We start from the raw sequence: 13,963 nt of genomic DNA on the forward strand, positions 1-13,963 counted from the left end.
TGCTTCGATGCGGTTCTGAAGGAAGGCCGACCGTCACATCGGCATGCGCAGGATTTCCTGATAGGCGTTCAGGACCTTGTCGCGCACGGCGGTGACGGTCTGCAACGTCACCTCGGCATTGGTCACCGCCTGGACCACGTCGTTCAGATCCGCCTTGCCGACGGAGGCGAGCGCCGACATGTCCTCGCTCTTCTTCAAGGTGCCGATGCTCTCCTTGGCCGCCTGTTCCAGCACGTCGCCGAAGGAGGCGCCGTCGCGCGCGGACAAGCCGGGTCCGGTCGTCTTGGCGGCGGTGGTGGCATAGGCCGCGGCGGCGTTCAGCGGATTGATCATGGCGGCGGTTCCGGTCGGTCAGGGAGATGGAGCGGTCGGGCAGAAAAAATCAGGTGCGCAGAATGTCGATGGTGCGGGTCAGCATCTGGCGCGCGGTGTCGATGGCGGAGAGGTTCGCCTCGTAGCTGCGCTGCGCCTCGCGCATGTCCATCGCCTCGACCACCGAATTGATGTTGGGCAGAAGAACGTAACCTTCGGCGTCGGCGGACGGGTGGGAGGGGTCGTAGCGGCGCTGGAAGTCACCCTTATCGACGCCGACCTTGGCGACGCGGACCTTGTCCACGTCCATCGCCCGGTCCAACTCGTTCTTGAAGATCACCGTCTTGCGGCGATAGGGCAGATCGCCCGGCGTTTCGGCCGTGGTGTTGGCGTTGGCCAGATTCTCCGAAATGACCCTCAGCCGCGTGCCCTGCGCCTTCAGGCCCGAGGCGGACACCGCCATCGACTTGTAGAGATCCATCGCACCGCCTCCTCAAACGCACGCCAGGCCTGTACGCCGGCATACCACGCATCCGGCAGCCGCATGCCCGCCGGACCGAACCGGAAATCCGGTCAGCCGCCGGAGCGGATCGCCATCTTCATCATCATGACCTGCTTTTTGTACAGGTTGGTCATGGTCTGGTAATCCATCGCGTTCTGGCTCATCCGCATCATCTGCTCTTCCAGGACGACGTTGTTGCCGTCCGGCGCCGTCTCGTACGGGTCGCGCACCTTGTGTTCCTTGGCGAGGCCGCCGGGACCGCGGGTGCCGGCCAGATGGGACGAATCGGTCGCCGCCGGGGTCAGCCGCCGGTTGTCGCTCAGCGCGTCGCGGAAACTGAAGGATTTCAGGTCGCGGCCCTTGTACTCGGGCGTGTTGGCATTGGCGATGTTCTGCGAGATGACTTGCTGACGCTGGGTCAGCCAGTCCATCTTGCGCGACATCAGCTTGAAGATGCCGAGATTTCCGAGGTCCATGGCCCTGATCCCGTCCTTGATGCCTCCGGTCACGCCGACCGACGCCGAACCCCGGCAGAATAGCCAATGGAAGGCCGTTCTTACAATGGTCGCCCGTTTGCGTTAACGAAGGATGAATCCCGACAATCGCGGGTCGCATCGCCGAGCAACCTTTACAGTTCGTTAAGCCTACCGGTCCAGGATGCGGACCAGGAAGGATCCCTTGAAAAGGCCGCCTTTTGTCCGCGCAGTCCCGCTCCACCGCATCGAATCCGGCCGGCAAGGCCCCGCGCCCGTCCGGCTCCATGCCGGCGCGGCGTCCGGTCGCCGTCGCGCTGAAATACGAGCTGGGAACCCAGACCCTGCCGCGGATCGTCGCCACCGGCAAGGGAACGGTGGCGGAGCAGATCCTGGAGGTCGCCTTCGCCAACGGCGTCAAGGTGCGCGAGGATGCCGATCTGGTGGAGATCCTGTCGGCGATCGAGGTCGACAGCGACATCCCGGTGGAGGCCATCGCCGCCGTGGCCGAAGTCCTTGCCTATGTCTACCGCGCGAACGGCACCCTGCCGCCGGACCCGCAGCCGGAAGCGCCCGCAAAGCCAATGACCGCCACGCATATGGAGGACAAGCCGTGACCCGTCCGCCATCCCCTCCCCGCCCCCCACAGGGCGCCTGCACAATGGCCGAACTCACCGAAAGGGCGGCAAGCCTCGGCGCGGCCCTGGAAGAGGCGCAGGCGGAGGCGGAGTCCGGCGCCCTGATCGACCTTGCCGGGTTGGAGGAGCGCGTCGCCCGACTCTGCGCCGAGGCGGAGAGCATGCCGCGCGGCGAGGCGCGGGCCCTGCTCGGCCCGCTCGGCGATCTCGTCGCCGCCCTGGATCCCCTGGCGGCCTGCCTGACCGACCAGCAGGCGAGGCGCGAGCAGTCCATCGCCGCCGCGCTGTCGGGACGCGACGACCCGCACACCGCCCGACAGCGCGCCGCCGCCGCCTATGGGCGCAGCGGCCCCGTCCGCGCAGACGAACTGCCCTGATTAGAGAAAGCCCGCCGCTTCCATGGATCTCGACCAGTATATCCGTTTCCTGATGGCGCTTTTCTTCGTGGTGGCGCTGATCATGGTCGTCGCCTGGGTGATGCGCCGCGTCGGGATGGCCGGCGGCACCGTGCGCGGCCGCGCCCGCCAGCGCCGGTTGAGCGTGGTGGAGGCGCTGCCGATCGACGCCAAGCGGCGGCTGATCCTGATCCGCCGCGACGACCGTGAGCATCTGATCCTGCTGAGCGCCAACGGCGACCTGCTGGTCGACAGCGCGCCGGCCGGCGGCTTCGACAGCGCGCTGGCCAAATCGGCCGACACGAAGGCTCCCGCCCCCTCGCTCACCATCCCGCCCGCCGCCTCGGCGGGGAGCCGGCCGCAATGACGGCTGTCCTCCCCCGCCTCGCGGGCCGCTGGAAGCCGCTGTCGGCCGGGCTGCTGCTGGCGCTGGCCATCGGCGTCGTCGCCGGCCTCGGCGCCGGGCCGGCCCTGGCGCAGAGCCTGACCTTCGACCTCGGCGATGCCGGCGGCACCGCCACCGGCCGCATCGTGCAGATGGTGGCGCTGATCACGGTGCTGTCGCTGGCGCCGTCGATCCTGATCATGATGACGGCCTTCACCCGCATCGTCATCGTCCTGTCGTTCCTGCGCAACGCGCTGGGCGTGCAGCAGGTGCCGCCGACCACGGTGATGATGTCGCTGGCCCTGTTCCTGACCTTCTTCGTCATGGCCCCGGTGTTCGAGCGCAGCTATACCCAGGGCATCCAGCCGCTGATCGCGCAGGAGATCGACGAGATGGAGGCGTTCCGCCGCACGGTGGCGCCGCTGCGCGAATTCATGCTGAACCACACCAGCGAGAAGGATCTGCGGCTGTTCATGGATATGGCGCGCATCCAGTCGGTGCAGGAGCCGGCCGACATGCCGCTGCACGTCCTGGTCCCCGCCTTCATGATCTCGGAGATCAAGCGCGGGTTCGAGATCGGCTTCCTGCTGTTCCTGCCCTTCCTCATCATCGACATGGTGGTGTCGTCGATTCTGATGTCGATGGGCATGATGATGCTGCCGCCGACCATGGTCGCCATCCCGTTCAAGATCATCTTTTTCGTGCTGGTCGACGGGTGGTACCTGATCGCCGGGTCGCTGGCGCGCAGTTTCGGCACGATCTGAGGCTCGATCAGGGCGAAAAGCACACGCGCGACGGGATTTTCCCTGCGCACTTCGTCGCATCCCTGGCGCTCGGGCGTCGCCGCGTAAGCGCGCGCTGGCGTCCGCCATCGTAAACGCGTATGAGGAAGCCGGTGAGCGCAGGCGGGCGACCGGCAAGGAGGCCGGACCGCCGGATGGCTCCGAACTGTCGCGACCACCGAACCGGGGTCCGACAATCGGTGCCGTCACCCTTTCAGCGGGCGCCATCGCAACGACGGACCAACCTCGGACCGCACCCCCTACATGACTGACACCGCTTTGAAGGCCGCGCCGCCAGACACCGGCAAGCTCGCGACGCTGACCGTGGGCGCGGTCGGAGTCGTTTTCGGCGACATCGGCACCAGCCCGCTCTACACCCTGCGCGAATGCTTCGGCGGCGAGCACGGGCTGCCGCTGACCCCCGACAACATCCTCGGCATCATGTCGCTGGTGTTCTGGGCCATGGTGATGGTCGTCACCGTGAAGTATGTGGGCTTCGTCATGCGCGCCGACAACAAGGGCGAGGGCGGAATCCTGTCCCTGCTCGCGCTGGCGTCGAAGACGCGGCCTGATGCGTCGGGCAGGCTCACGCTGCTGACCGCGCTGGGGCTGTTCGGCGCGGCCCTGTTCTACGGCGACGGCATGATAACCCCGGCGATGTCCGTGCTCTCCGCGGTCGAAGGCCTGGAAGTGGCGGAGCCGGCGCTGGAATCGGCCGTGGTGCCGCTGACGGTTGCCATTCTGATCGCCCTGTTCGCCATCCAGAGCCACGGCACCTCGCGTGTCGGCGCGCTGTTCGGCCCCATCATGCTGGCGTGGTTCTCGACGCTCGGCATCCTCGGGCTGGTCGAGGTGGTCCAGCAGCCGGGCGTCCTGGTCGCCTTCAGCCCGCTCTACGCCCTGTCCTTCTTCGGCAACCACGGCGTGGCCGGCTTCCTGGTGCTGGGCGCCGTGGTGCTGGCGGTGACCGGCGGCGAGGCGCTCTATGCCGACATCGGTCATTTCGGCCGCCGCCCGATCCAGGTCGCCTGGCTGGCCATCGTGCTGCCGGCGCTGCTGCTGAACTATCTCGGTCAATGCGCCCTTCTGCTGACCGATCCGTCGGCGGTGCGCAGCCCCTTCTATCTGCTGGCGCCGGAATGGGGTCTCTACCCCCTGATCGGTCTGTCCACGGCAGCCGCCGTCATCGCCAGCCAGGCGGTGATTTCCGGCGTCTTCTCCCTGACCCGGCAGGCGGTGCAGCTGGGCCTCTGCCCGCGCCTGGACATCCGCCACACCTCCAACGAGGAGGAGGGGCAGATCTACATCCCCCGCGCCAACTGGGGCCTGCTGGCCGCGGTGCTGGGGCTGGTCGTGCTGTTCCAGTCCTCCAGCCGGCTGGCCGCGGCCTACGGCATCGCGGTGACCGGCGACATGATCATCACCACCATCCTGTTCCTGGTGGTGGCGCGCCGCCGCTGGAGGTGGAGCCTTCCGGCCTGCTTCGCGGTCGGGACGGTGTTCCTGACGATCGAGATCGCCTTCTTCGCCGCCAACTCGGTGAAGATCCCCCATGGCGGCTGGGTGCCCCTGGTGATCGCCGTCCTCACGCTCGGCCTGATGGCGACCTGGCGTCGCGGCCGCGCGGTGCTGACCATGCGGCTGGCCGAGGAATCGCTGCCGCTCGACGCCTTCATCAAGCGGCAGGCCAAGTCCTCCGACATTCTTCGGGTGAAGGGCACGGCGGTCTTCATGACCTCCAGTTCCAACACCGTGCCGATCGCGCTGCTGCACAACCTGAAGCACAATCAGGTCCTGCATGAGCGCGTCGTCTTCGTCACCGTGGTGGTCGAGGATGTGCCGCGCGTCCCCGCCAAGGACCGCGTGGTGGTGGAGGGGCTGGCCGAGGGCTTCTACCGCATCACCGTGCGGTACGGCTTCTCGCAGGAGCCGAACATTCCGAAGGCGCTGCGGCTGTGCAAGGCCTTCGGCCTGGAGTTCGACGTCATGGCGACCTCCTTCTTCCTCGGCCGCGAGACGCTGATCCCGAAGATGAACTCGCAGATGGCGCTGTGGCGCGAGAAGCTGTTCGTGGTGATGTCCCGCACCTCGGTCAGCGCCACCGACTTCTTCAAGCTGCCGCCCAACCGCGTGGTGGAGTTGGGCACGCAGGTGCAGTTGTAGGACCGGCAAGGCTGTCCGCCCCCTGCCCCCCGCTCGGCAGGGGGCGGACAGCAACCCGAAAAGATTGCCTCCTTCGAGCCAGGAAAATCGACGTCCCGTCGGAAAACACCTGTGATCCGACCGGAGGCCTCCCCCGTAACGGTGGTGTGTCCGCGGGAAGCGGACCTTCACCGATAAGAGGGAATGCTATGAAGAAGGTTGCCACCGTGGCGATCGCCGCCCTTCTTTTTGCCGGTTACGCCCATGCCGCCATGGAGAAGACAGTCGGCGGCGCGCCGATGTCCCCCACCAAGACCATCGTGGAGAACGCGTCCCAGTCGAAGGACCACACCACGCTGGTCGCCGCCGTGAAGGCCGCCGGACTGGTCGACACGCTGAACGGCAAGGGCCCCTTCACTGTCTTCGCTCCCACCAACGAGGCCTTCGCGGCCCTGCCCGCCGGCACCGTCGACACGCTGCTGAAGCCGGAGAACAAGGGCCAGCTGACCAAGGTGCTGACCTATCACGTCGTCCCCGGCAAGCTGGCCGCCAAGGAGATCGTGGCCGACATCAAGAAGGGCAACGGCAAGGCGATGCTGAAGACGGTCGAAGGCATGCCGCTGACCTTCACCCAGTCCGGCGACGCCGTGATGATCGCCGATGCGTCCGGCAACACGGCCCGCGTCACCATCGCCGACGTCGATCAGTCGAACGGCGTGGTCCACGTCATCGATAAGGTTCTGCTGCCGAAGTAACGGCGCGGAAGGGCGGCGGGACGGGTCCGTTCCCCCCCGCAGGGTGCGTCCCGCCGCCTCATGACATCAGGACGTGGGCTTTTCCGCGGATTGCTTGCCGCCGCGGTACTCCTTCAGGAACTTCTTGAACATGTCCACTTCCGCCACGCGGGAGCGGATGGTGCCCACGTCGATCAGGCCCATCGCCTGTTCCGGGCGGGTCAGGATGCGGAAGGCGTCCTCGTTCGGCCCGCCCTTCATCGCCCCTTCGAAATCCTTCTTCAGCAGGTTCAGCCCGTTGCCGTCGCCGGCCAGCGCCAGCGCGACCGCCCGGTTCAGAACCAGCTGCGACATGCTGGGATCCAGCGGCTTGCCGGGGGCCGGCGGCGGCCCGATCACCTTGTTCAGCGCCAGCGCCGCGGCATCCCACTTCTGGCCCTTCCAGGCGATGTCGACGCGCAGCAGGTTGGCGTTGCCGCTGTCGTCCTGCGCCAGCAACTGCATCGCCTCATCGCCACGGTTCAGTTCGGCCAGTGCCTTCGCCTGCATCAGCCGCCGTTCGGCCACCAGATCGGCCGGCAGCCCGGCGATGTTCGACAGCTCCAGCGCCTTCAGCGCCTCTTCCGGCTTGTTGTCGAGCAGGCGGACGGACGCCAGACGCGTGCCGATCCGCGCCTTGTCCAGCCCAGACAGGCGGAATTCCACCTGATGCTGCAGCAGGTCGGCGGCACGGTTCAGCAGGTCGATGGAGATCAGCCGTTCCGCCAGTTGCCGGATGATCTCGTCGCCGGCCTCGCCCACCGGGGTCAACTCGCGGAACTGGTCGTAGAGCTGCAGCGCGTCCAGGGTCGGCAGGCGCTGCGCACCGTCCTTGAACAGGTCGGCGAAGATGCGCGACATCTCCTTGGTGATCGCCTCCGCCCGCGGCGTATCGGCGACCAGGGCCGCCGTCTCCTTCATGGTGTTGAAGCCCTTGGCATATTCGCCGCCCGCGATCAGCACCTCGCCCATGCGCGAGCGGATCTGCATCTCCAGATCGTCGCCGCGCCAGGTGAAGGTCAGACCGGCCAGTTGCTCCGCCGCGGCGGTCGGCGACATCTTGCCTTCGGAAAGCTCCAGATTGGTCAGCGCCAGCCCGGCCTTCGCGCGATAGAAGCGGTCATAGCTGTTGAAGGCGGCGGTCAGCTGCTCGCGCGCCAGATCGGTCTCGCCGGTCTGGGCATAGAGCAGGCCGCGCAGATACTGGGTCTGCGGGTTCTCCTCCTGCTCCGGGCCGCTGTGCTCGATCACGCGGTCGAACAGCCGCTTGGCGGTGGCGGTGTCGCGCGTCTCCAGCGCCGCTTCCGCCGCCCGCAGGCCGAGCTTGCCGATCATCGGTTCCGGATAGCCGTTCAGGATCTGACCCGACGCCCTGAAACCGGCCATCGCCTTCGGCCAGTCGCGCCGGTCGGCGGCGATGGCGGCACGCCACAGGTTGGCTTCCGGGTTGTTGGCGAGCGACGGGATCGAAAGGTCGGCCTCGCCGCCCTCCAGATCGCCGGCCAGCACGCGGGCGGCACCGCGCAGCGCGCGGAATTCCGGCCAGCCTTCCAGGTCCGGCTGATTCTGCTGCAGCACGTCCAGCAGGCCCAGCGTCTCCTGACCGAAACCATTGGCGAAATAGAAGCGTGCAAGATCGAGCTGCGCCTTTGCCCGCTCCGACTCCGGGGCATTGACGACGGCGAGTTGAAGATCCTGGCGCGCCTGGGTAAATTTATCGAGATCGCCGTGCTTCCAGGCCGGCAGATTGAACAGGCGGCGGCCCTGCGGCTGGGCTTGGCCCGCCTGCGCTCGCGGCGGCTCCATGGACGAGGCGCCGCCGGTCGGCGGAACCGGCTGCGGTGCGGCGGCAAGCTGCGCCGGCACCGGCTGCGGCGCTGCCGTCGGAGCGGGCGCGGGCATGGCGGCAGGCGGCGCAACGGCCGGATTGCCGGCATCGGCGGCCGGCGACAGGTGCAGACCGCCGGCGGTGGTCAGTTCCACCCCCTCCTTGATCGCGCGCACCGTCACATTGTCGGAGATCGGCCGCACCACCACCCCCTGATAGGAGGGCATGACCTCCAGATCCGGGTAACGGTGCGGCTCGGGCAGGCCGCGCCCCGGGCTGGGCAGCGGCACCACCTGGATGCGGTCGCCGACGTCGGGATCGGCGAACTGAACGACATTGGCGGCGTCGGGAGCGCGAACCAGCAGCCGGGCGCCCAACAGGAAATCGGGATCGGGCTCGACCCGCAGGTCGCCGGCGCTGCCCATGCTGGCGGGACGGCCGGAGGACAGGATGCGCCAAGTGGTGCCCTGCCGCTCCACCGTCGGCCAGACCATCGGACCGATCTTGGTGCGGAACACGCTGCCGCCCGTCGCCGGCACCGGCTCCACGGATCCCATCAGTTCCGATCCGGGACCGCTGAGCTTGCCGGCGCCGATGGGCATGGGCCGGTCGAACACGACGTAAAGCTGGCCCGCGCGTGGATAGACCGCGATGGACGACGGCCCGCCGGTGTCGAAGGTCAGAACCGGCCCCTTGGGTCCGGCCGCCGGCTGCGCATTGACGTCGGTGCGCGTCGCGGGCGCCGCCTTCGCTTCCGCCGGAGGAGCCGCGGGGGTGCTTGCCGCCGGTGCGGCGGGTGTCGCGGTCGCCGCATTGGCGGCGGTGGCAGAGCGGCTGGTCGTCGTCGACGCCATGATCTGCCCGTCGGCGGCCGGCGCCTGACTGTTCCCCTGACCGCCCTGCGGCGGCATCGTCCCTTGCGATCCCGCGGCCGGCGGCGCGGCTTCGGTCTTCGGCAGACCGGCACGCGATCCGCGATTGCCGACCGACAGAATCACGGATTTGCCCGACGCTCTGTCACTCACCTCGGCGTCCTGCGGCACGGCCAGGGTGACAGCCAGCGAGCCGTCCGCCTGACGGTAGGATTCCACGTTCTCGATGTTGCGCAGCTTGGCCCTGGCCACGGCCGACAGGTCGGCGCTGCCGCCCTTGTCGAAGAAGACGGTCACGGCCGCCCCGTCGCGCTTGACCGAGTAGCCGACCGGCGACGGCCAGTCGAAGGTCAATCGGCTCTCGTCCGGCTGGTCCGCGCCGCGCACACGGACCCGGCCGGCGGAGGGCACCGGCTTGACAGCCTTCGCTTTCGCGGGTTGTGAAGCCGTGGATTGCGCCGCAGCGGATTGCGCAGCAGCGGGGGACAGGTCGATGGCGACGGCATTGCCGTTGCGGAAGCTCTTCAGCGAAACCGGACGCTTCAGGTCGAAAGTGACGGTCTTGCCGTCCGCCTCCACCCGGCCGCCGGCCAGATAGGCGGGCAGCGCCCGAACCAGACGGTCGAGCTGGGCGTCGATCGGCTCGGAGAAGGTGACGACCAGCCGGTCGCCCTCGACCGACGCGGTATAATCCACCTTGCCGGGCCAGTCGAAGACCAGCCGCCCGAATTCCTTGTGGATGCCGCCGCGCACCGGCACCGTGGCGGCATCGGCCGACAGGGGGGACAGCAGGACCGGCACGGCCAACAGCGCCACCGCGGCGGCACAGCCGCGCAGCCAGCGCTTTCTCCGATATGCCGACCGGTCCGTCACCTCAGTCCGCTCCTTCCTCTCGCACCACGATATCCACCGGCAGGCGTCCGCCGCCAGCATCTTCCATCGGCATCATGACCGCCCGCGCCACCAGATCGCGGCGATAGCCCGTCTCCCGCAACGCCGCCGAGACGGCGACCGCCCTGGTCAGCGCCCGTTCCCAGGCCACGCCGCCGGCGGGATCCTCGCGCTCCGCATGGCCGACCAGCTCGATCCGGTTGCCGATGCGGCCGATGACGGCGCCCAGCAGAAACAGAATCCGCCGCCCCTCGTCGGTGAAGGCGGCGCCGGTCGGGTCGAACATCCGTTCCCCCGGCAGGCGGATGACGACGCGGTCGTCCTCGCGCCGGACATCGACCACCGCCAGCTCGGCATTCGAGCGCAGCTGGCTTCCCAGTAGGGCCGCCAGATAATGCAGATCGATGGCCGCCCGCTTCTCCACCGCCTGGGCGTTGAAGGCTGCGGACGGATCGGCCGGCCGGTCGGACGGCGCATCGGCGGTCGACCGCGCGGCGGGAATCGATTCCGCCACGCCCTTCGCCAGACGGGCCCAGCGTTCGGCCTCAGGCTCGCTCATCGAGTACATCAGGACGAAGAAGGCGAGCATCAGGGAGATCAGGTCCGTGAAGCTGATCAGCCACAGGGTCTTGCGCTGTCCGCCGCGATCCTCGGCTCCCGCCCTGCCGGACGTGTTGGGAAGGCGGATCATTTCCGCTCCTCCGGCCTGCGCTTGGCCGCTCCATCCTCGTCCCAGCGCAGGGAGAACAGCAGGCGCACCCCGCCCGGCTCGCCGCGCTCGATGCCGACGGTGACGTTGCGGGCCGGCGCGCCGTTCGCGATCAACGCGCGGGCCAAGGCCCCGGCGCGGGCGACCGGTCCCGGCGCCTGGCTCGGCGCTGCCGTCGGGCCGATGCCCAGCAGCGCGTCCAACTCCACCCGCTCGCCCTGGAGCGACTGGCGCAGCGCGTCGGCGATCCGGTCGATCAGTCCCTGCCGGTCCGGGCGCAGCATCATGGTGCCGGGAACGAACAGGTCGTCGGCGGGCAGACGCACCTCCAGCAACTGGCCGGGAGCGACCACCTCGACCTTGGCGACCGCGATCTCGGTGGCGAACAGCGTGCCGAAACCGTCGAGCCGCTGCACCGCGAAGACCGTCCCGGCGCGCGAGGCCACCGGCTCCGTCCCGTCGCGCAGGCGCGGATCGATGACGAAGCTCGGAAAGGTCCGCTCCAGCGAGGCGGCGACCGCCTTCACCTTCTGCACGGTCTGCACCGAATGGGCGTTCAGCACGATGAAGAAGACCAGCAGCAGAAGGAACAGCGACAGCAGAAGCAGGATGCTGCCGTTGTGAGGGTTGGCTTGCCCCTCCCTGCTCCAAAGGCCCCCGCCCGCACGGCCACCCCGCAGCGTCAGAAGCCCGGCGCCGGCCGGACCCGCTCCGTGGCTTTGGGCCGTCCGGCCGCTGGTGGGGCCGCTGGTGGGTTTGCCGGCCAGCATGGCGTCAGTCGAAGCTGGCCAGCAGGCGGTCGATCTCGTCCTGATCCATCGCGTTGCCCGGCAACTGCGGCCCATGCAGAAGCTGCTTGTCCGCCTCCTCCGCGCTCATCGGTTCGTAATGAACGGCGGCCTCTGCATCCTCCGCCGCGAGCTTCGCCAGACGGGGGGCGTGGTTCTGCCGCACCTCGCTGCCGAAGGCGGCGACGATCATGTCCACCTTCGATTCGATGTGCTTCAGCGTCCGCACCACCTTGCTGATGCGCTGGCCGGTAATGTCCTGGAAGTTGCAGGCCTCGTAGATCGCCGTGATCTGGTCGTTCAGCTTGGCCGCGGTTCCGGCATCAGACTGTCCGGCGATGGCGCCGATGGCGTCGCAGGCGTCGAAAATGGCGAAGGTCGCCTTTTCCGTCGCGCCGATCACCGCGTCCAGCTCGTCCGTGGCGGTGCGGATGTGTTCGTCGCGGATTTCCGCGGGCTGGAGCGCCGCGATCTCCTGCTTGGCCGTCTCGATGTATTTGGCGAGATCCACGACCTCCTTGTAGAGGCGGAGATCCGTCGCGGAGATGTCGCCGTCCATGCTGCCCAGGATGGAGCGGAGGATATCCGTCACCTCGTCCCGCGACAGGGGCTTGGCGGCCTCGGCGAAGGCGGCGTCGAGGCGCTGTCTCAGAAGCTTCTGTTCCGTCACGGCGGAATGGGCGGAGAAGGTCATCGGGCGTGTCCAGCGAGAGGGGCCAGGGCCTTGGCGGAATATGCCGGATCCTCCCCGGTCGGCGCCCTCCAGCGAGCGCCCGGCGGTGCCGCAGGGCGGAGGCGCAACGCTCCGACCGCTTGTGGCGCCCAACCGTCCCAGGAACTGTCCGAGCCGACCAAGCCTAAGGCGCGAGGGTTAAGAGCCCGTAAAGACAGACTTGGCGGAGTGCAGCCGTGGCCCGTTCGCCACAGTGTGATCCACCCGCGACCGGCCGGCCGACCGACCGACGCGCGGGCGGAGCGGCCGATCAGAACAGGGCGGCGGCGGCCGGCGCGCCCAGCAGGGCGATCAGGATCAGAACGGTGACGGCAGCCAGCCGTTCAGCCGGCGACCAGCGTTTCCAATCCTTCCTGAAGCTTTTCAGTTCGTCGGCCATGTCAGACCTTCCGGTTTCGAGAACTACACTGCAACGCAACGAAACTATACCGCGTCCAGTTGACGCATGGTTAACAACCAACATAGAAGCGTTCTTTCAACCTGACTGGCACAGAAATGCCACAGTCGCGGTGTCGCGGCCGATGATGCATGTCAAATATCGGCTAAATTCCCGGCATTTCCCACCTCCCGCGCGGCGATGAACGGTGCGCCGGCGGCGTGCCTCTTACGGCCGCTTCCGATACCGGCCGGCGATGCCTAGATGATACGCTCTAGGACAAGCCGCCGGGGTCGGCCGGGCGGTATCGACAGGGGATGCTGATGGCGAATGGAACCGACCTGAAGATCGGGCTTGCGCTGGGCAGCGGGGCCGCTCGGGGCTGGGCGCATATCGGCGTCCTGCGCGCGCTGAAGGAGAGCGGGATCGAACCGGACGTCATCTGCGGCACCTCCATCGGCGCCGCCGTCGGGGCCGCTTATCTGACCGACCAGATGGACGAGCTTCAGGCCTGGGCGCAGAAGATGGGCTGGCTCGGCATGCTGGGCATCATCGATCTCACCTTCCGGCGCGGCGGGCTGGTCGCCGCCGAGAAGGCGTTCGGCCGCTTCGACAACGAACGCAGCAACATCCTGATCGAGACTCTGCGGCTGCCCTTCGCCACGGTCGCCACCGACCTGTCGACGGGGCGCGAGATCTGGCTGCGCGACGGGCCGCTCCTGTCGGCGGTGATGGCTTCGGCCGCGATGCCCGGCCTGTTCCCTGCGGTGCGGCGCGACCATCACCTGCTGGTGGACGGCGCGCTGGTCAACCCGGTCCCGGTGTCGCTCTGCCGGGCGCTGGGGGCCGACGTGGTGGTGGCGGTGAACCTGAACAGCGAGTTGTCCCCGCTCGGCCGCTCCAACGGGCGGGGGAACGGCAAGCCCGCCGCCAAGAACCCGGTGCCGGAGGCGGAGGCGGTGGTGGCCGGCGGCGATGCCGGCTCCCCGACGCTGTCGCATCTGACCAGCCAGATCTCCACCTGGCTCGGCCGCACTCCCAGCCGGCGCACCCGCTTCCTGGCCGACCAGATCGACGATGCCCAGTCCCCGAAGCCGATGCCGAACGCGCTGGAGGTGATGGCGGGCTCCATCGACATCATGCAGGACCGCATCACCCGCTCCCGTCTGGCCGGCGAACCGCCGGACGTTCTGATCGCGCCCAGGCTGGCCCATATCGGCATTCTGGAGTTCGACCGCGCGACGGAGGCGGTGGAGATCGGCTATGCCGCGGCGTCCATGCTCCGCCCGTCGATAGAATTGGCACTGCGCCGCGCCTGACCAAAGCGCGGTCCCGCGCATCGACAAGGCGCGGTCCCGCGCGTC

Annotated in this window: 15 protein-coding genes; 7 read left to right on the top strand and 8 right to left on the bottom strand. The window is 68.3% G+C overall.

Annotated features, from left to right (window positions below):
* Window positions 1–33: 33 nt before the first annotated feature.
* The 3 genes from fliE to flgB all read right to left on the bottom strand — a co-directional run bounded on the left by fliE (window position 34) and on the right by flgB (window position 1,290).
* Entirely contained in the window at window positions 34–333 is a 300-nt protein-coding gene (fliE, locus tag DM194_RS05720) for a flagellar hook-basal body complex protein FliE (RefSeq protein ID WP_111066344.1), read from the bottom strand.
* Between the two features lie 49 nt (window positions 334–382).
* A complete protein-coding gene (gene flgC, locus DM194_RS05725; protein WP_111066345.1) occupies window positions 383–793 on the bottom strand; it encodes a flagellar basal body rod protein FlgC in 411 nt (136 codons plus the stop codon).
* Between the two features lie 92 nt (window positions 794–885).
* Window positions 886–1,290, bottom strand: a complete 405-nt coding sequence (gene flgB, locus DM194_RS05730) for a flagellar basal body rod protein FlgB (protein ID WP_111066346.1) — start codon at window positions 1,288–1,290, stop codon at window positions 886–888.
* A gap of 218 nt (window positions 1,291–1,508) precedes the next feature.
* On the opposite strand from flgB, the gene DM194_RS05735 reads away from it, so the two are divergent.
* The 6 genes from DM194_RS05735 to DM194_RS05760 all read left to right on the top strand — a co-directional run bounded on the left by DM194_RS05735 (window position 1,509) and on the right by DM194_RS05760 (window position 6,384).
* Window positions 1,509–1,904 carry an EscU/YscU/HrcU family type III secretion system export apparatus switch protein gene (locus DM194_RS05735; protein WP_246024301.1) on the top strand — a complete coding sequence of 132 codons (396 nt, stop codon included), beginning with the start codon at window positions 1,509–1,511 and terminating at the stop codon, window positions 1,902–1,904.
* Between the two features lie 44 nt (window positions 1,905–1,948).
* Window positions 1,949–2,302: a hypothetical protein gene (locus DM194_RS05740; RefSeq protein ID WP_111066347.1), complete on the top strand. Its 354-nt coding sequence runs from the start codon at window positions 1,949–1,951 to the stop codon at window positions 2,300–2,302.
* A 22-nt stretch (window positions 2,303–2,324) separates the two neighbouring features.
* Window positions 2,325–2,687 carry a FliO/MopB family protein gene (locus DM194_RS05745; protein WP_111066348.1) on the top strand — a complete coding sequence of 121 codons (363 nt, stop codon included), beginning with the start codon at window positions 2,325–2,327 and terminating at the stop codon, window positions 2,685–2,687.
* Window positions 2,684–3,469: a flagellar type III secretion system pore protein FliP gene (fliP, locus tag DM194_RS05750; protein WP_111066349.1), complete on the top strand. Its 786-nt coding sequence runs from the start codon at window positions 2,684–2,686 to the stop codon at window positions 3,467–3,469. Before DM194_RS05745 ends, fliP begins: the two co-directional genes overlap by 4 nt.
* 282 nt (window positions 3,470–3,751) lie before the next feature.
* Window positions 3,752–5,650, top strand: a complete 1,899-nt coding sequence (locus tag DM194_RS05755) for a potassium transporter Kup (protein WP_111066350.1) — start codon at window positions 3,752–3,754, stop codon at window positions 5,648–5,650.
* Window positions 5,651–5,838: 188 nt separating this feature from the next.
* Window positions 5,839–6,384 carry a fasciclin domain-containing protein gene (locus DM194_RS05760; protein WP_111066351.1) on the top strand — a complete coding sequence of 182 codons (546 nt, stop codon included), beginning with the start codon at window positions 5,839–5,841 and terminating at the stop codon, window positions 6,382–6,384.
* Between the two features lie 66 nt (window positions 6,385–6,450).
* On the opposite strand, the gene DM194_RS05765 is transcribed toward DM194_RS05760, so the two are convergent.
* From DM194_RS05765 to DM194_RS28925, 5 genes are all read right to left on the bottom strand, one after another.
* Window positions 6,451–9,975: a tetratricopeptide repeat protein gene (locus tag DM194_RS05765; protein ID WP_111066352.1), complete on the bottom strand. Its 3,525-nt coding sequence runs from the start codon at window positions 9,973–9,975 to the stop codon at window positions 6,451–6,453.
* A gap of 1 nt (window position 9,976) precedes the next feature.
* Window positions 9,977–10,684 carry a flagellar motor protein MotB gene (locus tag DM194_RS05770; protein ID WP_111066353.1) on the bottom strand — a complete coding sequence of 236 codons (708 nt, stop codon included), beginning with the start codon at window positions 10,682–10,684 and terminating at the stop codon, window positions 9,977–9,979.
* Window positions 10,681–11,472, bottom strand: coding sequence for a flagellar motor protein MotB (locus tag DM194_RS05775; protein WP_111066354.1), 792 nt, complete (start codon window positions 11,470–11,472; stop codon window positions 10,681–10,683). The genes DM194_RS05770 and DM194_RS05775 overlap by 4 nt, the downstream gene beginning before the upstream one ends.
* Window positions 11,473–11,476: 4 nt before the next feature.
* Complete coding sequence (locus DM194_RS05780; RefSeq protein ID WP_111066355.1) at window positions 11,477–12,184, bottom strand: protein phosphatase CheZ; 708 nt, start codon at window positions 12,182–12,184, stop codon at window positions 11,477–11,479.
* Window positions 12,185–12,473: 289 nt separating this feature from the next.
* The gene (locus tag DM194_RS28925) at window positions 12,474–12,602 is read right to left on the bottom strand and encodes a hypothetical protein (RefSeq protein WP_281280305.1); all 129 of its coding nucleotides are present in this window, start codon (window positions 12,600–12,602) and stop codon (window positions 12,474–12,476) included.
* A gap of 320 nt (window positions 12,603–12,922) precedes the next feature.
* On the opposite strand from DM194_RS28925, the gene DM194_RS05785 reads away from it, so the two are divergent.
* Window positions 12,923–13,918, top strand: coding sequence for a patatin-like phospholipase family protein (locus tag DM194_RS05785; protein ID WP_111067779.1), 996 nt, complete (start codon window positions 12,923–12,925; stop codon window positions 13,916–13,918).
* Window positions 13,919–13,963 lie beyond the last annotated feature (45 nt).

Source organism: Azospirillum ramasamyi, from assembly GCF_003233655.1.
Classification (GTDB): Bacteria; Pseudomonadota; Alphaproteobacteria; order Azospirillales; family Azospirillaceae; genus Azospirillum; species Azospirillum ramasamyi.

Excerpts from the sequence above, each read along its gene's own strand:
- fliE (WP_111066344.1), bottom strand. The coding sequence starts at position 333 with ATGATCAATCCGCTGAACGCCGCCGCGGCCTATGCCACCACCGCCGCC.
- flgC (WP_111066345.1), bottom strand. The coding sequence starts at position 793 with ATGGATCTCTACAAGTCGATGGCGGTGTCCGCCTCGGGCCTGAAGGCG.
- flgB (WP_111066346.1), bottom strand. The coding sequence starts at position 1,290 with ATGGACCTCGGAAATCTCGGCATCTTCAAGCTGATGTCGCGCAAGATG.
- DM194_RS05740 (WP_111066347.1), top strand. The coding sequence starts at position 1,949 with ATGGCCGAACTCACCGAAAGGGCGGCAAGCCTCGGCGCGGCCCTGGAA.
- DM194_RS05745 (WP_111066348.1), top strand. The coding sequence starts at position 2,325 with ATGGATCTCGACCAGTATATCCGTTTCCTGATGGCGCTTTTCTTCGTG.
- fliP (WP_111066349.1), top strand. The coding sequence starts at position 2,684 with ATGACGGCTGTCCTCCCCCGCCTCGCGGGCCGCTGGAAGCCGCTGTCG.
- DM194_RS05755 (WP_111066350.1), top strand. The coding sequence starts at position 3,752 with ATGACTGACACCGCTTTGAAGGCCGCGCCGCCAGACACCGGCAAGCTC.
- DM194_RS05760 (WP_111066351.1), top strand. The coding sequence starts at position 5,839 with ATGAAGAAGGTTGCCACCGTGGCGATCGCCGCCCTTCTTTTTGCCGGT.
- DM194_RS05770 (WP_111066353.1), bottom strand. The coding sequence starts at position 10,684 with ATGATCCGCCTTCCCAACACGTCCGGCAGGGCGGGAGCCGAGGATCGC.
- DM194_RS05775 (WP_111066354.1), bottom strand. The coding sequence starts at position 11,472 with ATGCTGGCCGGCAAACCCACCAGCGGCCCCACCAGCGGCCGGACGGCC.
- DM194_RS05780 (WP_111066355.1), bottom strand. The coding sequence starts at position 12,184 with ATGACCTTCTCCGCCCATTCCGCCGTGACGGAACAGAAGCTTCTGAGA.
- DM194_RS28925 (WP_281280305.1), bottom strand. The coding sequence starts at position 12,602 with ATGGCCGACGAACTGAAAAGCTTCAGGAAGGATTGGAAACGCTGGTCG.
- DM194_RS05785 (WP_111067779.1), top strand. The coding sequence starts at position 12,923 with ATGGCGAATGGAACCGACCTGAAGATCGGGCTTGCGCTGGGCAGCGGG.